General features: G+C 62.7%; 18 protein-coding genes and 2 pseudogenes. 6 read left to right on the forward strand and 14 right to left on the reverse strand.

Annotated elements, in window-relative coordinates; genetic code table 11:
• Positions 1 to 303: 303 nt before the first annotated feature.
• A pseudogene (locus CH285_RS28525) lies at positions 304 to 423 on the forward strand (transposase); the annotation flags it as partial.
• A gap of 55 nt (positions 424 to 478) precedes the next feature.
• On the opposite strand, the gene CH285_RS25330 reads toward CH285_RS28525, so the two are convergent.
• The 6 genes from CH285_RS25330 to CH285_RS25355 form a co-directional block, all read right to left on the reverse strand.
• On the reverse strand, positions 479 to 1543 hold the full coding sequence (locus tag CH285_RS25330; protein ID WP_032370842.1) for a BtrH N-terminal domain-containing protein: 1065 nt from the start codon (positions 1541 to 1543) through the stop codon (positions 479 to 481).
• A 46-nt stretch (positions 1544 to 1589) separates the two neighbouring features.
• Positions 1590 to 2426 carry an SDR family oxidoreductase gene (locus CH285_RS25335; RefSeq protein ID WP_032370841.1) on the reverse strand — a complete coding sequence of 279 codons (837 nt, stop codon included), beginning with the start codon at positions 2424 to 2426 and terminating at the stop codon, positions 1590 to 1592.
• 395 nt (positions 2427 to 2821) lie between these two features.
• The gene (locus tag CH285_RS25340; RefSeq protein ID WP_094643799.1) at positions 2822 to 3562 is read right to left on the reverse strand and encodes a transglutaminase-like domain-containing protein; all 741 of its coding nucleotides are present in this window, start codon (positions 3560 to 3562) and stop codon (positions 2822 to 2824) included.
• A gap of 69 nt (positions 3563 to 3631) precedes the next feature.
• Positions 3632 to 4840: an NAD(P)/FAD-dependent oxidoreductase gene (locus tag CH285_RS25345; protein ID WP_032370840.1), complete on the reverse strand. Its 1209-nt coding sequence runs from the start codon at positions 4838 to 4840 to the stop codon at positions 3632 to 3634.
• Entirely contained in the window at positions 4837 to 6225 is a 1389-nt protein-coding gene (locus tag CH285_RS25350; RefSeq protein ID WP_094643793.1) for a cytochrome P450, read from the reverse strand. Before CH285_RS25350 ends, CH285_RS25345 begins: the two co-directional genes overlap by 4 nt.
• A 24-nt stretch (positions 6226 to 6249) precedes the next feature.
• The gene (locus tag CH285_RS25355; RefSeq protein ID WP_024793405.1) at positions 6250 to 6570 is read right to left on the reverse strand and encodes a 2Fe-2S iron-sulfur cluster-binding protein; all 321 of its coding nucleotides are present in this window, start codon (positions 6568 to 6570) and stop codon (positions 6250 to 6252) included.
• 109 nt (positions 6571 to 6679) lie between these two features.
• On the opposite strand from CH285_RS25355, the gene CH285_RS25360 reads away from it, so the two are divergent.
• Positions 6680 to 7708, forward strand: a complete 1029-nt coding sequence (locus CH285_RS25360) for a helix-turn-helix domain-containing protein (RefSeq protein ID WP_052068872.1) — start codon at positions 6680 to 6682, stop codon at positions 7706 to 7708.
• Positions 7709 to 7846: 138 nt separating this feature from the next.
• Here the strand turns inward: CH285_RS25360 and CH285_RS25365 are convergent, their stop codons facing one another.
• Complete coding sequence (locus CH285_RS25365; protein ID WP_255032466.1) at positions 7847 to 8599, reverse strand: recombinase; 753 nt, start codon at positions 8597 to 8599, stop codon at positions 7847 to 7849.
• A gap of 659 nt (positions 8600 to 9258) precedes the next feature.
• Here CH285_RS25365 and CH285_RS25370 point away from each other — a divergent pair.
• Together CH285_RS25370 and CH285_RS25375 are read left to right on the forward strand one after the other, a co-directional pair.
• The gene (locus CH285_RS25370; RefSeq protein ID WP_255032467.1) at positions 9259 to 9912 is read left to right on the forward strand and encodes a TetR/AcrR family transcriptional regulator; all 654 of its coding nucleotides are present in this window, start codon (positions 9259 to 9261) and stop codon (positions 9910 to 9912) included.
• A 5-nt stretch (positions 9913 to 9917) separates the two neighbouring features.
• Positions 9918 to 10331 carry a RidA family protein gene (locus tag CH285_RS25375; protein WP_006898173.1) on the forward strand — a complete coding sequence of 138 codons (414 nt, stop codon included), beginning with the start codon at positions 9918 to 9920 and terminating at the stop codon, positions 10329 to 10331.
• A gap of 172 nt (positions 10332 to 10503) precedes the next feature.
• On the opposite strand, the gene CH285_RS27605 is transcribed toward CH285_RS25375, so the two are convergent.
• Complete coding sequence (locus CH285_RS27605; protein ID WP_141214937.1) at positions 10504 to 11082, reverse strand: hypothetical protein; 579 nt, start codon at positions 11080 to 11082, stop codon at positions 10504 to 10506.
• A 282-nt stretch (positions 11083 to 11364) separates the two neighbouring features.
• Between CH285_RS27605 and CH285_RS27610 the strand changes: the two genes are divergently transcribed.
• Complete coding sequence (locus CH285_RS27610; protein ID WP_141214938.1) at positions 11365 to 11637, forward strand: hypothetical protein; 273 nt, start codon at positions 11365 to 11367, stop codon at positions 11635 to 11637.
• 33 nt (positions 11638 to 11670) lie between these two features.
• Positions 11671 to 12162: a hypothetical protein gene (locus CH285_RS27615; protein WP_141214939.1), complete on the forward strand. Its 492-nt coding sequence runs from the start codon at positions 11671 to 11673 to the stop codon at positions 12160 to 12162.
• A gap of 425 nt (positions 12163 to 12587) precedes the next feature.
• On the opposite strand, the gene CH285_RS25385 is transcribed toward CH285_RS27615, so the two are convergent.
• The 6 genes and pseudogenes from CH285_RS25385 to CH285_RS28105 form a co-directional block, all read right to left on the reverse strand.
• Positions 12588 to 12920, reverse strand: a complete 333-nt coding sequence (locus CH285_RS25385; RefSeq protein ID WP_006898170.1) for a helix-turn-helix domain-containing protein — start codon at positions 12918 to 12920, stop codon at positions 12588 to 12590.
• A complete protein-coding gene (locus CH285_RS25390) occupies positions 12917 to 14041 on the reverse strand; it encodes a tyrosine-type recombinase/integrase (RefSeq protein ID WP_006898169.1) in 1125 nt (374 codons plus the stop codon). Before CH285_RS25390 ends, CH285_RS25385 begins: the two co-directional genes overlap by 4 nt.
• A 176-nt stretch (positions 14042 to 14217) precedes the next feature.
• Entirely contained in the window at positions 14218 to 15384 is a 1167-nt protein-coding gene (locus CH285_RS25395; protein WP_024793402.1) for a site-specific integrase, read from the reverse strand.
• 208 nt (positions 15385 to 15592) lie between these two features.
• On the reverse strand, positions 15593 to 16825 hold the full coding sequence (locus tag CH285_RS25400) for a TniQ family protein (RefSeq protein ID WP_231893886.1): 1233 nt from the start codon (positions 16823 to 16825) through the stop codon (positions 15593 to 15595).
• Entirely contained in the window at positions 16822 to 17787 is a 966-nt protein-coding gene (locus CH285_RS25405) for a TniB family NTP-binding protein (RefSeq protein ID WP_231893887.1), read from the reverse strand. The genes CH285_RS25400 and CH285_RS25405 overlap by 4 nt, the downstream gene beginning before the upstream one ends.
• A gap of 4 nt (positions 17788 to 17791) precedes the next feature.
• Positions 17792 to 17986, reverse strand: a pseudogene (locus CH285_RS28105) (Mu transposase C-terminal domain-containing protein); the annotation flags it as partial.

The following is a 17986-nucleotide window of genomic DNA, read 5'->3' on the forward strand; positions in this document are numbered from 1 at the left end:
CGGTTGGGGAATTTCGCTGAGCCTCGTCAGGTCCCTCCCGCTTGCGGGGGCGTACGCTGCCCGATGCACCCACAACCACCAACCGGTCGAGGGCTGCGAGGTCGCTGAATCAACTACACCATGGATCTAGAACACGGTGGCCCGACTTATCGGGGACCTGCCAAGGTCGCCTCGTCGAGCGTTGAAAACGTCGGCGAGGTTGCAGATGAGGGTCATCCACCCCGCAGCCCAGTGGCTGGCGTCGTGATCTGATCGGCCCAGGGATTCGGACACTAGACCCGCTTGGAATAGGGATCTACAAGCATGAGCAGATCGCGTCGATCTTTCAGCACCGAGTTCAAAGACGAACTGTGCCGAGAGGTCATCGACTCTTCCAAGCCGATCAGTGAGGTCGCCAGGGCGTACGGTGTCGGCGACGACAGCTGCAGCACAGTGCGATGCGCCCCGTGTACCGCGCGCCATCGAACGACGGTGGGCATCATCTCGTGATGGCGGACAGCGAGCGTGAAGCAGACTCCAGGGACTCCACCAGGATCAGCTCGAGTTCCGACAGTCTGGCAGCCGACACGGCCACCGCAGCTGCGCGTGTTCGTACATCGAGACCGCGTTGTGTTCCGGCGCGGGCAGTTTCGGTCCAGGCCTGGGCGCAGTGATCGGCGGCCACCGCGAGGTCTGCGGTAGCGGGATCACCGGTCAGACGTGCAATCTCGGTACAGCCGTCGGCGAGAAGCCGACGAAAGAGCCCGCCTCCGGTTCCGGCCTTTTCGATGAAGATACCGAGACTGAACAGCAGCGTCTCGAGGTCATCGGGCGGAAGGTCGACCCAGCTCTTGACGTCGGTTGCCAGCTGGTCGACCGCGGCCAAACCGTCGGCACCGGCTGCTGGTATGTGGTCGGCTATTCCCGGTGTCGATGGGGCGTGCATGCTGGCGGCGGATCGGGCGAAGGCCGCGGCCGCGGCAGTCGACACGGGCGGCAGTGTCTGCGGCCACGTGATTCGGTACGTGCAGTGACGTGTCGGTTGCGGGAACGAGGTGGAAGATCGCGCCCGAGCCAGCGCGTCGAGCGGGATCTTCTGCACGTCGGCCCGATCGTTGTCGACGACCGAGGCAGTCCCCCCGATCTCGTCGTAGCCGATCACCACGATGTCGTGGCGACTCATCTGCAGTTTCACCCGTAAGTAGGGCAGCTCAGCGATATCGGCCCAGACCAGACTGGGTCGTCCCGCATCGATGTCGTCGCGAACCCATGACCATCCCTCACCGGGATCGTCGGTCGTGAGAACCTCGACTTGTCCGCCGAGCCTGCGCGGTAAGTCGATCTCGAAGTCGGCACCGCGGCCGACCAGGTACATCGGTGGGACCAGGTCGTCCGATCGCAGGTAGGACAAACCGAGATCACCACCCAGTGCGAACACCAACCCCTCGTCGGGTGGTCCGTCCCATCCCAGACCGTGCCAATGGAGAAGGTCTCGCATTGCACCTGACCCGCAGTGCCCTCCCATCCGGTGGGGATAGTTCTCGATCAGAGTCGTGTGGGGCACTGTGGCTGCCTTTCGGGTGGTTGGTCGAGCGCGCGTGTCGGCATGCTCAGCTGTTCTGGATTCTGTCGAGATACGTTCGGCGAGCAGTCATGTCGACGTCCGCGAGGAACACCGAATCTGTGTTCAGGGCCGCACCCAGTCCGGTCGCCAGCCGCCGGGGGACGAATTTCACCGCCGCGACCATTGCGCCTGCGAGACGGGTGACGCGGACGAAGGGGCGTGGATTCTCGATCAGATCTGCTGTCGCGCGGGCGATTTCCTCCGGCTCGGCGTTGCGTAATCCCTTTGCGCCGGCGGTTCCGGCGACGAGTTCGGTGTTGGTTAACGTCGGGCGGACTGTGGACAGTCGAACCCCTGACTTGCGGTACTCCAGTCGTGCGGCCTCTGTGAATCCGATGACTGCGAACTTGGTAGCGCAGTAGGTCGCCAAACCAGGTACCGCGAGCTCGCCGGCCAATGACGCAGTGTTGATGATGTGTCCGGTGCGGCGTGGCAGCATTCGCTGAAGAGCCAGTTTGGTCCCGAAGATGACACCCAGGACGTTGATCTCGACTTGCCTCCGGGTTATTGCATCGTCCTCTTCGTGGGCGTGGCCGGTAGGCATGATGCCCGCGTTGTTGATCAGGATGTCGAGGGGTCCGAGTTCACGTTCGACCAGGTCCAGAAACGTTGTGAACGAGTCAGGTTCGGTGACGTCGAGTCGGGTGACGACCTTCACCCCGAGTTCGGCGGCGGCCTCCTTCGCACGTGCCTCGTCGATGTCGCCGATGGCGACCCGGTGGCCTCGTCGAATCAACTCCTTCGCTGTCTGATAGCCGATGCCTCGAGCTCCACCTGTGATCGCTACGGTCCTGGCGGGGGTGTGAGGTGCGTTGTTTGTCATCTGCTGCGCTCCTTGCATAGATAAGAGACATCGGTAGACGCCGTTCGGGCCGCTCTCGCGGTGGTGGCTGCGCACACGAAAGAGGGATATGGGTATCGCGCGGCGTCTCGTGCCCGGGGAGGCGTTCGGATCGGTCGTTCATCGCCCGCAGCCGCAATTCCAGCGGCAGAGCGAGTCTCGTCTGTTCGGTGTAACTTCCGGTGTCGGCCTCAACACGGCCGCGCCGACGAGACAGTCATACGGCACAGCTCTGCCAGCAGGTATCGGCTCACCCGATTCGAAGGTGTCCGAGGTAGTCCGAGTGGTCACGCCGTGGTTGTTCGCGGAGAGAGCTCCGACCGATCGGCAGTCGGCCGCGATACGGGGTTCAAGACGTATGTTCTCACCGCTTGTGTTCATCGAGACTCCCGCGGAAGGTTTCGATCCCCGGGAGTTTCGTCCGGCCGGGTGCGGCCGGTGAAAACATCATCGAGTGGGTGAGCGCCCGTGAAGATCGTGGGGCCGTAGGAGTGCCGAAGCACCGTCAAGATCGCGTTCAAGGGTAGGTCGTCGAAGACTCCTCGTTCGCGGACATACTCCATGTGCTGGGCTCCGTCTGCGGTGAAGGCATGCATGAGAGCATCGCGATCGCCGTCGAATTCCACTGGCGGCACGCCGAAACGAGCGCACAACTCGACATTGAATGCCGGCGTGGCCTTCAACCACCGGCCCTCGATGTAGAGGCGACTGTAGCCGTGGTAGACGAACAGGTCGGTGCCGCCCATCAGCGTGCGCAACGTCTCGGTCTGCAGGTGATTTCGGACGTCGGCGAAGCCGAGCAGTGCTGGGATACCCGCCGCCCGGCACACTGCGGTCAACAGCACCGCCTTCGGGACGCAGTAAGCGCGCCCGGCCTCGAGGACGAAGCTCGCTCGATAGTGGGCCGGATCGTCCGACACGGTGTATGGGTCGTACCAGATTCGGTCGCGGACGGCGGCGAAGAGGCGTCTGGCCTTGTCACGGTCGCTGCTCGCATCTCCGATTGCCGCGGCGGTGAACGCCCGCACGGATTCGTGCTCGATGTCGAGGAAGTCCGTTGCTCCCAGGTATGCGTGTGGTGGCTGCGTAGTATGTGCTCCGGGCGGGCGGTCTGTCATGGTCATCGCTGATGTTCCCTTCTCTGAGCAAACCGGTTGCTGTTGTGTGCACAACGACCGAAGGATCGGTCAGTTGCGCGCGAGTCCGCCGAGCATCAGGTCTTCGCGTTGGACGGGGAGTCGCTGGGCGATCACCCGTTTGCTGTACATGAACTCGCGCGGGCGACCTATGCAGTCGGCGGCAATGAGCTCACCGGCCTGGAGATAGAAGCAACTGAAATCACTGTCGCGGGTGGGGTCACCGCTGAGAACCACTTCGTCGTATCCAGTGTTGAGGCCGGCGATCTGCAGCTTGAAGTGATACTGATCCGACCAGAACCACGGCAACGCTTCGATTTTTCTGGACTTCCCGCAGGCGGTCGACGCAGCGACTTTGGCCTGCTCTCCTGCGCTCGAGACGGACTCCAACCGTAGTCGACGGCCGTAACGGGCCATGTCGTGGCTCGCGCAGTCCCCCGCCGCCATGATGTCGGGGTCGTTGGTCCGAGTGTGATCGTCGATCACGATGCCGTTGTCGATGACAAGACCCGCATCGGCGGCGAGGTCGGTGTTCGGCTCGACGCCGACACCGACGATGACCAGATCTGCGGGGATCGATTCTCCGCTGGCCAAGGTGATTTCACGAACCTCACGGTCACCGGACAGGCCCTGAACCATCGCGTTCGTTCTGATGTCGACTCCCTGTTCGCGATGTATCCGCTCGAAGAACGTCGATACCTCGGGAGCAGTGACCCGCTCGAGCACACGCCCAGTTGCCTCGAGGACTGTGACCTGTACGCCCAGTGCGCGCAGCGATGCCGCTGTCTCGAGTCCGATGTAGCCGCCTCCGACGATCACCACCCGCTGGCCAGGGCCGGTGGCCATACGGATCCTCTCGACGTCCGCTGCGGTGCGCAGGTAGTAGACCCCGTGGAGATCGGCCCCGGGAACGGTGAGCCGACGAGGGCGGGCTCCCGTGCACAGCGCGAGCTTGTCGTAGGCCAGCTTCTCCCCGGTGTCGAGAACGACGTTGCCTTCCGACCGAACGATGGTCTCCACCTGCGCGTTCAGGAGCTGAATACCTTGCTTGGAGTAGAAGTCCGTGCTGCGAATGGCGATATCATCGAGTACGCATTTGCCCGCCAGGTATGCCTTCGACAGCGGGGGGCGTTGATAGGGAGCGGCAGACTCGTTACCGATGAGGACGATGTCGCCTGTCCAACCTTCTTGGCGCAAACTAGCTGCCAGTTGTGCCCCAGCATGGCTTGCGCCGACGATGATCGCCCGTTGCGATGTCATGCGCTGGAAGTAGGCGTCAGGCGCACCATCATCTTGCTGATGCCCCGCACGAAATTCGACTGAACATACTCGGGGTCGCCGACGACCTCGATGTTCTCGAAGCGGGGAAGCAACTCCTCCCACAGAATCCGCAGCTGCATTTCGGCCAGCCGATTGCCCATACACCGGTGCACACCGAATCCGAACGCGATGTGATTGCGCGCATTGGCACGATCGATGATGAAATCATCAGGATTCTCGAAAACGCGTTCGTCGCGGTTACCCGAGGCATACCACATCACCAATTTGTCACCCTTGCGGATGAATTGTCCGTTCAGAACGGTGTCGGCTTTGGCGATTCGGCGCATGTACGCCAAGGGTGTTTGCCATCGGATGATTTCCGAGTTCATGTTGGGGATCAAATCGGGATTGGCCTTCAATTTCTCGAACTGGTCGGGGAATTGGTTCAACGCAAGAACGCCACCGCTCATCGAGTTTCGCGTGGTGTCGTTGCCACCGACGATCAGCAGGACGAGGTTGCCCAGAAATTCCATCGGACGATCGATCAGATCCTTGGTGTCCTCGTTGCTCTGCAACATGGTGATCAGATCGAAACCGGACTCTTCCCCTGCAGACCTCCTGGCTGCTTTGTCATGCCAGAGAGCGCTGAGGCCACGGGCCATGTCACGCATGCCTTCGAACACCTCGTCGTTGTCCGAGGGCCCACCGTTGGCTTGCTCCATCGAGGTTGCCAAATCGGACCAGTAGACGAGTTTGCGGCGTTGTTCGTAGGGGAAATCCAGAAGAGTTGCGAGCATCCGAGCTGTCAACTCGATCGAGACATTCTGCACCCAGTCGAACGGCTCGTTCAAGGGGAGGTCGTCCAATACCTCCCGTACGCGCGATCGGATCAGTCCCTCCATCTCCCGGAGGTTCTTCGGTGCGACAACCCCCTGGACGGCAGCGCGCTGCTTGTCGTGGCGTGGTGGGTCCATCGCGATGAACATCTCGATATCGAGAAACCGGGGCGGAACGCCGATGACGATGAACGGTTCGGCCGAGAACACAGCGTGATTCTTGTCGACGGCCACGATATCGGCATGGCGCGTGACCGACCAGAACGGGCCGAACGGACTATTGGGTTGGTAGTGCACCGGTGCCTCGTTCCGCACGCGCTCGAAGTACGACTGCCACCGCCCTTGTCTGTAAAGAAAGGGGTTACTGAGGTCGATGTCGGCGAGCTCGACATCCTCGACCGGTGGGATGGGACTTTCGACGAAGATCTTCTTGCCATTCGTGCCAGTCACCCACCGTCGGGTCTTGTCGTACAAATGAGCGCCCTGGATCTGCAGCCCTATCGGGATGGTCGACTGGACCTTGTCGGCGATCGACTCAGAAACTTTCATGCTGTCGTGCCTGCCTTTCGCACATCACAATTGGAATTCAGGTGTTCGAACGATCAGGCCATCCCACGCTTCCGAGGCCACCATCTGGCACGACAACCGAGACGTGGGTTCACGCTCGGGGTTCATCGCCAGCATCTCCTCCTCGTCGGCGCCGGACAGACCCACCTCTCCTGACCACTGCGGGTCGACGATCACATGGCAGGTGCCACAGGCCGTTTCGCCCCCACAGTCTCCATCGATCCCCGGCACAGCATTGTCGGTTGCAATCTGCATCAGCGAGCGACCTTCGACCAGAGCCGCCTCGTGCTTCTCACCATCGTGGGCGACGAAAATTACAGCTGCCATGTCAACTCCTCGTTTTCCGGCGTGATTGACGAAAGTGTCGTCGCAAACGCGGGTGACGGCTATGTTCGGTGGAGTCATAAACTTGTGAATTCGGGTCAAAGGGGTCACCGTGAAGCTGAGCGACGAGGGCGTGCCACCGCTTGCGTTCGTTCAGTTGCTCGAACGCCGCGCACTCGACCCTGACGCCGCCGCGCGGCTTCGTGTGATCATGCACCGCGAAGGAACCAGTGAAGCGACGCTCATTCAGCATGACGTTCAGGCACCGATACGGTGGTTTCGGGAGGTCTATCCCGAACTCGATATCGCCCAGGCCACTCGACTCGGATTTGCGTTTGCCGAGCAGGCCCAGTTGACATCGTTCGGGCCTCTGAGTTCACCTTTGATCAGCGCTGGTTCGGTCGCCGAGATCGTCGACCTCCTGACATACCTACCATTGATCTCCACGGCGTTGAAGTCGCAGTTCCACACCGGCGACTACGGTCTGATCGTCGGGCTCACTGCGCACACAGGCGATTCCGCACTGGACTGCTTGGTCATCACCTACGGTGGGTCGGCGTTACTACGACTGCTGGACATGCTCGCCGGTGACATATCGCCGGTGACACTCCATCTGAGCTGGCCGGAGCCGGCCGAGGTGAGCCACGACGAAGGTCCGGGGGCGAATCGCCGGTTCTTCGACGCTCCGATTTCCTTCGTCCACGTACCCGAGGAGACCCTCAACAAGGCTTGTCGCTTCTCGGACCCCCTCGCATATCGTCTCGCTATCGCTGATCTGCAGCGAACACTCGCCCAGCGGAGTGGGTCCATGTCATCCGCCGAGAAGGTGAGGCAACAGTTGGAAAAGGACCTCGGACAGCGAACCAACCATGATGTTGCACAAGCATTGTCGATGTCGAGTAGCACGTTGAAACGGCGGCTTGCCGAAGAAGGAACCACCTATAGCAAGGTGCGCCACTCGCTGCTGTACGAGCGCGCGATGCTACGGCTCCTCGACCGATCGGTTTCGGTCAGCGAGATCGCTACCGAACTCGGATACAGCGACCTCGCCAACTTCTCTCACGCCTTCAAACGCTGGACCGGACGCTCTCCGAAAGATTTCCGAAATCCCCGACTCTCAGACGACCCGGTTTCGACGTAGACCCCGCAGAACGGGGTCGAGATCGATGCCTCCGTTCGTCCGCAACCTGATCGATCTTCGTCTCGGAGATGACGGAGACGTCGCCGCCTCCGTGCCATGAGAAGAAGAGTGTGTGCAAACCGGAGTACCAACCACTAGTCACTCGACGGTGTCGGTCGGCACGCGTGTGGTCTCCGATGCGAGAAAGTCGACGAGTGCTTCCAACAGGCTGTCCGCGCGGGTTTCGACATCGGCCAGGACAGAGTCCAGGTCATCGAGAAGACCGTGGGCGTGTCTACGCGCAAGCGTTCCGCGTTCGTAGTAGCCGGGGTCGAGCACGACCCGCGGTACTGGATCCGGTGCAGTGCTCTGCTCCGGCTGTTGTGACCGCGCAGTGGGCTGCAGGTGGGTGGGTGCCCTTCCGTCCCAGTGCATTCGCACGATGCCCGCTACCGCGCGGGCGGTCAGCGGAGTCGCAGCCAACGGGGTGTGGCCCCACCGGTCGATCGCAGTCGACAGCGGATGTTGACCGGCCGGGTCGAAATACCGGTCGTATCCGCCGAGCCCGGTGCCGTCCACGGCATCGAAAGCGTCGGCGAGCATTCGGGTGCTCGGATACCGGGCCTGATGGCCGAGCACCTCACACCAGCGCTGGTACACCGTGCGCGGAGAAATGCCCGTCCCCGCCAGCGCGAGGGAGGTGAGGGTATGAACGCCGCGGCCTGTCTCGATGCGAAGGGCGTCGAGACCCGCATCGGCGGTGACATCGCATGCCCGCAGGGCCGCGATCTGCGTGTACGGCAGACCTGTCGTAGCGAGCATGAGGATCAGCGCGTCTCTGCGCGCGAACAACGCTGACGGCCAACCGTATTCGGGGAGTCGGGCGATGATTCCGCCGATCACGGCTGCCACCTCCTGCAGGCGCGACGTGCGGGCCCCATCCAGCGCAGCCCGGACGGTCTCAGCGCGCCCTGGAGGAGGTAATAGATGCCGATGATGAGCGGAGTCGATCACCGCGATCCGGCGGCGTTGGGTCGTCGGCGCGGCGGGGTGCGCATACAGGAACCGAGCAAGTGACTCAGGAGAGGCCGCCAATGGGGGTTCGCCATGGGCGGTGCACCAGTCCTCGAACAGTGACCACGTGTGCCGATCCCGCCTCGGTATCGACGTGTTCGTGATGTCCGATGCACGTATCGGACAAGGGCGGTCGTCGTGGTCAGCATCTACCCCTGTCGTCCCGTCGCCGCTCACTGGTTCGGTCGGGTGACTGGCGGAGTGTCGATATTCAAAGTTGCAGTGTTCGGAAACGGTGACACTTCCTCCCCGGTTTGGCTGTTACAACAGTTTAGGCACCGCTCGCCCAGCCTTGGTGACGTCGAGCCGAGGTGGACGCCCCCGTAGCCCAAGCATCTTCAGATCTGCCCGCCGTCTGCCAGCGGGCGCGAAACCGTTCCGTACGAGCCCGTCCATTCGCACCGTCACGTCAATCGGAGGCTCGTTTGCGGCGGTGGACGTGATCGAAGGCGGATGTTGAACCGGTTAGCCATACCGTATTGTGATACGGTATGGCTATGAGCGAGGCCGCAGTGCGCAACCGACGAGCAGGTGGCCCCAAGCGTCTCCTCGTGCTCGATCAGGTGATATCGACTATGGCGGTCCGCGGATACGGCGGCACCAGGTACGCAGATATCTCCGAGGCCTCCGGTATCGCAGTAAGCACCTTGCAGGGCTACTTCGGATCTCGCGAGGACATGTTGATCGAAGCTTTCCAACGCGCCACTTCCGTTGCCGTTGAAGCCATGCGCGAATTCACGGCGCAATTCGATGACCCATGGAAACAACTGGTGGCGATGGTGGACCGTGGCCTTGCAACGGATGTTCCGACCTGGCGGATGCTCATGGAATTCTGGACGGCAGCCGCCCACGACACCGAACTCCGGCAGCACGCCACAGCATTGGCGACCCAGTACCGAGAACCCTTCGCGGACGCTGTTCGTCGAGGAGTGGAGAGCGGTCAATTCGACCCGCGCTTCGATGTCGAGTCCATCGTCGAAGTCGCAGTGGCAAACATCGTCGGCGTGCTGTACCCAACGGTACTCGGCCACCTGCCTCTTCCTGCAACGAATTACCGCGACGTAGTCATCTCCCAGTTGGCGTACGTCCTCCAAGTCGATACCCACGAAACTTCCGGCAACCCGCCGGCGCTCGGCGAACAAGAAGGGTGACACCCATGTCCCACTCAGTCATCAACCCCAGTGAGCTCCACGACCCAATTCCCTACGGCTACAGTCACACTGCGGCAGTGCCAGCCGGTACTGGCCTAGTGTTCGTCTCCGGTCAGTACGGATCCGGAAAGGACGGCATGGTCGTCTCTGCCGACTTCGCCGGCCAAGTGAAACAAGCATTCGCCAACCTCGGCGTGGCCCTGGCTTCGCACGGGCTCGACCACAGCAACATCGTCCAACTCAGAACCTACGTCGTCGGCCCGGATTTCGAGAAGCTCGGAATCATCGGAAGTGTTGTCCATGACAGCTGCGGGGAGCTGCCACCGACACAGACCGTAATCGGTGTGTCGGGTTTGGCCATGCCCGACATCCTGTTCGAGGTCGAAGCAGTCGCTTCCTACCCAAGCGCCGAATCGTAGACGCAACCCCATTTGGGGGCCACCGGCGACGTAACCTGCCCACTCGTCGGTGTATCCGAAAACTGGGACAGGTAGTCGAGACCCGATGCCCGGATCGAACCTGGTCGAAATGCTCGATGGTAGGACCTTGAATGTGTTGTGTAAGTGCACATTCACTGTTTCAGCTTGGCGTTCATGATTCGTCTTGTTGCTCTTCGGAACGAGCGAGCAGGTAGTCGGCCCAGTCTCGTCGTGTTCGACTGGACCATTTGGTGGCTGTAGATATGTTGACGCCGAGTAGGTCAGCGGCGATCGGGGCAGGGATGTCGCGGGCCCAGGCCGAGCGAGCCGAGTGGCGGGCAGGAAGCGGTTCGATCCCGTGGTGGCGGAGTTTGCGTGCGAGGACAGCAGACGCCATTGGCCTGCCCGGGGACCTTCCCGGAAACAGAAATCGGGTTGCGAGTTCGGTCTGGTAGAAGGTTTCGCGACCGACTCTGTTGTCTCGCAGGGTGGTCAGGAGTGCGGCCAGTGCAGGTGGCACCAAGGCGGGGCCTTCGTCGAAACGCAGGTAGGTCTCCTGGTCGACGACGTCGATGCGGCCACAGGTCAGCGTAGCGATGCTGGTGGTTGTGCGGCCGTAAAGCAGGACGAGCGCACCCGTGACTCGGACGTCGAGAGGCAGTTCGTCGTCGTGAAGACACCTGTCGAGCATGTCCCACCGGTCTTCTTCGGTGAGCAAGTTCGACGGGCCGGCGCTCGGCCTTTGGGGCACCGTCAGGTCGGAGCATAGCTTCCTTCCTTTCGACCATTCTATGAATGTGGTTACGAAGTAACGGTATTCGCTGCCACCGTCGAGCCAAACATCGATGTCGGCTTGATCGGTCGTGGGCAGTGTCTTGCCGCGTTCATCGAGCCAGGTCAGGAATTCGAGACTGATTGCGATTTGGCTCCGAACGTAAGTGGCAGCGCTGACCGTGACGGGCCGTCGGTTGGATCGTCGGCGAGCACGCCGCAGAACGTGCCAGGTGGCGAATGGTCGCACGAGTGCGATGTGATGAGCGGGCCGTTCACCGAGGGCATGCTCGAGCCACTGTTCGATTCGCTCGAGCAACTCGTCGCGCTCCGCGAGAATTCCCGCGTGGACGAGCAGATCACGCAGTCGGTGCAAAGCATAGCTCGGCGGGCACTGGTCGAGCAGTTCATGGCTCAGGGACTCGTGGTGGGCTCGTTGAGCGAGCTCGTGAAGCAACTTCGCACCGCCGGCGCGTCGATGAAGCCAGCGCATCGTCGAAGACGGATTGGGGACGTGGGCGAAGACGGCAACTAACGGAACGAGTTGCTCGGCAATGCCGTGTTCCGGGTGACTGAGGACGATGCGGAGCTTTGCCTCGAGTGCGTCGTGGGCGGTTTCGTGTTGTCGCCGGCGTACTCGTGTCGGGGATTCGGTGAGCTGGGGTTCGAGGACATGGCCGTCGTCGCGGCAGCGAAGACATACCGGTTGTTGGGCATCCGGATGTGCTGGATGCGCCGCACCGCAGATCACGCATGGGTGTCGTGGTCGGGTGAGGCAGCGGTTGCAGAGATCAGGTTCGGTGCCTCGGGCGGTGCGGTCGATTCCCCTGACTTCGCCGCACCCACCGCAGCGGCGCTTGGGCCGGGTGTAGCAGCTTTTGCAGATCGGGCCGTCGTCGGTGTGGGCGTATGTGGGCGCGTCCTCCCCGCACCGGATGCAGGTGCAGTGCGGAGTGCGGTAGCAATTCGGACACAATGCGGCGCCGTCGCTCCGCCGCGCCTTGATCGCCAACACTCGCCCACATTGTCCGCATGGCCCCCTCTTGCGGGGGACGCATGAGCTGCACAGTGGTCTGCCGTGGTCGTCGCGTTTGGCGATCGACCGATCCTTGCCGCAGCGACTGCACGGCGCGCAGTGGAAATATCGTCGGCAGTTGTCGCAGACACGACCTCCGTCGACTATGTGGTGCAGGATCTTTGGGGCCTTGCATCGTAGGCAACTGGGAATCGTGACCGTGGTGTGTCCGGCCGCGACGAGTAGCGCGGCCAGTCGCTGCACTGCCACTGGGGTGTTCGATGATCCCGACGTCAGCGCATCGGGATGCCGCGCAAGGTGCGCTTCCAACGGTCTCAGTGTTGAGTCGACTACCGCTTCGGCAACGAATTCCATTGCGGCGCAGAGACTGAGGTCAGGAACACTGTCTCTGACGTGATGGGCGGCTCGCTCGAGCACGATCTGGCGTGGCTCGACTCCCGGCCGTCGGCTCATGTCGTCTCTGGTCGGCGGATGGTGGTGCGTCGTGCCCGTGGCGGGGCTGGGTGCTCACCCGTACTGCCGTTGCTCGTCTTCTTGATAGCAGTGTTGACGACGTCGATCTCGATGAGGTCGTTCGGTGTGCACCCGAGGATGTCGCACAACGCGGCGAGGGTGTCCATCGATAACCGTTGCGGCGGTGCGGTGACGAGCCGGTAGACCTGTTCGCGGGAGAGGTGAATCCCGCGCTCGGCGAGCAGCGGGCCCAGCTCGGTGGTCTGGAACATCTCATGGTCGGCCATCAGGCGTCGCAGGTTCCAGCGGTAGCCCATCTTCTTGATCATGGCGCTCCCTTCCATAAAGTGTCGCGGCTCTGCAGCGCTCGGCGTATTAGTCGGGTTCGGTACTCGTCGGATACACCGGTATAGATCGCGGTCGTCGAGGCGTATCGGTGACCGACCTGTTCGGAGACGAACCGTTCTGGGTAGTCGAACTCCACCAGATGCGTGACGTACGAATGCCGCAGACAGTGCAGGTCGAGTTCGACCGGCAACCCCGCCGCCTGACGCACTTGCTCGAAGGCATCGTTGATGCTGCGCAGTGACATTCGACCGGCGCGCTCGCTGACCCAGAGCGCGGTCAGCGCGCCCGGCTTCATCAATGGCCGAACCTCCTCGACCCAGTGGTCGAGCACATCGACGATCCAATCCATCTCCGGAACCGTCAACACGGTGCGCCGCTTCGGCGGGCTTCCCTTCGATGCCTTCCCCCACCGCACGAACCAAGCACCGTACTGGCCGTACTGCGCTGCTTTCGGTGCGCGGCGTCGGTCGGAGAGATCTAACCCGCGGGCCTCTCGACGGCGCAGTCCGTAGGCGTAGACGGTCTTGAGCAGGGCGGCGTCGCGTAACGCTGTCAACGAACCTTTGCGGCCCAGCTTGCGGATCTGCTCGACGCGGCCGTCCGCGGCATCGAACAAGGTCTGCACTTCGTCGTAGGTCAGCGGCCGCCTCCCCGGTCCGCCCTCGAAATCTGCAGCATGCGCGATCGTGTTTCCCTCGTGAAAAACCTGTTGCGGCACAACCGAAAACCGATCCCAGCACTGCGCAGGCCAACCGTAGCGGCTGTCGGTGACGTACTCCATGAACAAGCAAATCGACATCTCGTACGACCGGGCGGTCGACACCACGATCGGCTTACGCCGGACCGAGGACCGCAGATGCACGATGAAATCTTCACCGTCCGCCGGTTCCCATTGCCACGGATACGAATTGGTGAACTCGGCCATCCGACGCACCAGCGACAAACGCGGCGCGATCGTCCCCTCGTCACTGAGAAACCGCGTTCGTTGCTGACGTTCCCACCCCGCCAGCATCGCTTCGAACACTGCCTGTTCGGGCTCGAGATGCACTACCCCGTCGGTCAACACCAGATGCGCCGCACCCGGAATCTCAGTCTCGCCCATGCGTTGCATTAAACACAACAATGTTGAATCAAGTCTAGTCTGACTGCCGTCGCCGCAGGTCAGGCGAGACGGAGGGCCGGCAACGGATAGGATGACACCGCGGTCAACGTCCAGGTCGCATCAGCTTATGCGGTGTAACGCAGTTGCATCGGACGCAATTCCGCCTACTTGCCTGGTCATAGGCCGAGCTCGGTGACGGCGTTGCCGACCAGTGGCGCATTCTCGTGAGCGTATGTTTCGACCATTGCGGGTGTGGTGTGCCCGGTTTGGCGCATGATCGCATGCGCGTCGGCACCGTTGCGGAAGGCCTGCGTGACGAAGCCGGAACGGAGGGAATGCCCGCCGAGCTGGGCGACGGTGTCGGGGCCGTATCCAGCTCGAGTAGCGCGGCGGCGGATCGCCGCGTGCACCGCGGCTCCGGACAGGGCTGTGTCGGAGAGGTTGCCGTTCTTGCGGACGGACCGAAACAGAGGGGACCGTTTCTCGACTACAGGAAGGGTGCCGCGGCAGATATGGGAGTCGAATTCCACTGCGCGGGAAAGTATTCGGATGACAGCAACTCTGCCGCCGGTGTCGAACGCTGCGACGATCTGCAGCCATCGCACCCACGCGCAGACCGGACATGACTCGTGGCGGTCGGTGAACGGGAGTGCTTTCACGGTTCCGGTGCCGTCCTGGTCGGTCTTCGATTTGCGGATACGTACGTGCGCGCCGTCGAGGCGGTCGCGGTGGACATCGCGGCATTCGAGCGCCACGAGTTCGCTGCGGCGGAATGCGCCGGTGTAGCCCATCAGCAGTAGCGCGGTGTCGCGGCGTTCGAGGACCTCCGACGCCCAGCCCGCTGCAGTGCGTCGGGCGTGGTCGACGATCGTAGTGATGTCAGCGGTGAGGAGCGGGGCACGGGGTCTGCGGGGCCGCTCCCCCGCAGACGCGTAATCCCGCCGGATACCCGAGAGAGTGGCGCGGACCATCTCGTGCCCGCACGGGTTGTCGTGGCCGGTAGCGCGGTGGCGGTCCGCGACCGCCGCGATCCATTTGTCGAACGTCGACGGCGCATACGCCCGCGTCCCGTCGACGGTGAGCGTATCGGCGGCGCCGACGAGGTACGCCGCCACCGTTGCGGGATGCGCCGGCAAAGCCTGGTGCCCGAGGACGATGCACCAGTTCTCGAATCGACTCCACGCCGAGGCATAGGCACGGCGTGTTCCGGCCGAACGAGAAGCTGCGATCGACTGTTCTATCCGAGCGGCGACCTCGACCGGTAGGTCCGGGAACACTGCCACACCACCCACCGAGACGAGTGAATCCGCGTCCCCGACCTCACCGAGCTGCCGTTCTGCCATGACAAGCACTGTAGCGAGCACCTCCGACAGACTTCTCGAGCCGAAAACACGCTGAGCAGGCCTTTTCGCGATTATGGTGCGGGAAGGAAAATTCTCGTCGGTCACCGCACATTTAAAGTTGGTGACTACGGCCCCCGCGCGACAACTGGCTTCTCGGCTGACGCCGCGTATGCATCGTCGCGGACAACCCCGCTCCATCGGGCGATAGCTATGTCGGCGGATGTTGCAGCGGGATCCCGTGGTCGAGGAACAGTTGCACCGTCTCATCCAGCTCCGCTGCGGTGCTGCACCCCCAGCGTAGGAAGTTGTACAGCGACCTGGCGGATGCGGGATCGACGCGCGCTGCCGCGATGGCGGCCTCGGCCGCAGCGTGCGCGTCGGCCCATAAATCGCGCTCGGGTGCGGGATAGGACGAGCGCGTCGGAGCTGTCCCGGGATCGACCGGCTCGTAGGGTCGTGGGCGCAGCAGAGATGCGTGTGCACCGCCGGCGTCGATCTCACCGCTCTCGACCATCGCGATGCCGATCGCTGCGGCCTCGAGGACTGTCGCCTGCTCGTCCCAGTGCAGGTCCTCGAACGGAACCCACGCGGTCCGGAGCGGGCGAGAACGACCGGCGGCCTTCCAGATCGCAACGAGTCTCGTCGCCCACCGTCCGGTGCGAACCAGTGGTGTGGACACTTCGTCGACGACGGTGCGCAGAAGCCGGAACCACACTGCGGCGTGCACCCGGCCTGGGCCGAGTTCCACCCATCCCGTTGTCAGAGCCTCGGTGCTGCGCCGATCGAGGTCCGTGACCGCTGAGGGAACCGGAACGGGCGAGACCCGTTCGTCCGAACCGAACCGGACCTGATCCCAGAAAATTGCATGACCAGGGAAAGCAGAGCAGGGTTCGAGTCGACAACGGTGGTCGAGGCAGCTGCTCAGCACCGGATATTGATGCAGCAGAGTCATGTTGATATCAGCAGTGGATTCGAGGCTGTCGACACATGCCGGGCATGCCCGACTGCGCGGAGTGCTCGCCCACGGCAACCATGCCTTGCTCGTAGGTGTGCGACGTCGTCGATCCTGCCTCGCGAGGTCGGCTGGTAGCAGGACCGAGAACTGGTGGACGTAGGTGTCGAAGTCGCAGTCGGCGGGGTCGGTGCTGTCGAGCAGCCACGGTGTCCACCCCGCCAACGTCATCATCCGCACCCTCTCTACCGGGACTACGCCGCGACCGGCCAGCTCGGCGAGGATCGGCTCCGGTGTGTAGCGGTCGAGATCCTCGACAGCACAATCGATATCGAGGTCTGCAAGCAGGTCAGAGGGCCTGATGTGCGGATACAGCTCGCATATCCGGGCCAACCAGGACGAGAGGGCCTCACCTGGCAGTGGCTGCGGATGCAGCGGCCACGGGCGAACGTACGCATCATCGGGCATCGCCGCGAGCCGCGCGTTCACGCGAGGTGGCGCTCGAACTGGCGGCGTCGCTCGGTGGGACCGAGGTACGGAGTGCGCGTGAGCACCGATGAGGTGATCGCTTCCTCTCCGCTGTCGACGGCGGTCACTGCTGCGGCAGTGAGCAGCGTTGTCAGTTCACCGATGGTGCCCTCGGAGCGAGTGAGGAGGTAGTCGGTCATCTCCGGTGATGTCAGGTGCGAGGGTTTACGGAGAGGGAAGCTCGTGGTGAAGCTGGCCAGCAGTGATCTGGTGTCGGCAGTGTTGGTCCAGACCGGCAAAGTCATGGGGTGGAATCGGTTCTCCAGCTGGGGATCGGTCCGGATGGCGAGGTAGGCGTCGCGGGTTCCGACAGCGACGAGAGGAATGCGTAGTTCGTTGCCCAGGAACCGCAGCACGTTCAAGAATTCGCGGCGGACGTTGTCGCGGCCGGCGAGGACGTTGTGGAGCTCGTCGATGATCAGCATCCGAACCCCGGTCGCTCGCAGCAGCGTGATCGCTTGCTGTTCGAGTTCGTGGACTCGGCTCCGTGGCCGGATCGGCGTTCCGAGGGCAGCAAGCATCGCCAGGTAGAACCGTGCGGGTGCCGGGTCCGGAGGCATCTGCATGCACAACACCGGTATCTGCTCGCGATCGGGCAAGCTGACAGTGGGGTGTGCACGGCGGAACTTCTCAACGATCATCGACTTGCCGTTGTTCGTCGGTCCGATCAGAAGCATGTTCGGCATTCGTTGTCGATCCGGCCACCCCAGCAGCGTCTCGAGGTGCTCGATGACCGACTGTGCACGCGGATACCCGATCCACCGTTCGGCCCGAATGTGCCTGATGCGTTGTGCAGCAGGCAGAATCGCGATGGATCTGACCGAAATTCGCAGGTGGGTGAGGTCCGCGCGATCGACGTCGATGTCGTCGTCGCTACGGTCGTTATCGTCGCCTTCGAGAGCGCTGCGGGCGTCGTTGTTCATCGATTCACCATTCTTCGATGTCGTCGAAGATCGGAACCGACACGTCGTCGGTGCCTGGATCATGCTCGGGCGGGCTCTGCGTGTTCGGTGGTGTGGCGATGCTGCTCAGGTGGGCACGGCGAGTGCGATTACGTCGGGCTCGTTTGGTGTCCCGCTCTGCCGACGTGGCTACCTGACGCATCTTCTCGATCATCGCGAA

Source organism: Rhodococcus sp. 05-2256-B1, from assembly GCF_002258465.1.
GTDB lineage: Bacteria > Actinomycetota > Actinomycetes > Mycobacteriales > Mycobacteriaceae > Rhodococcoides > Rhodococcoides fascians.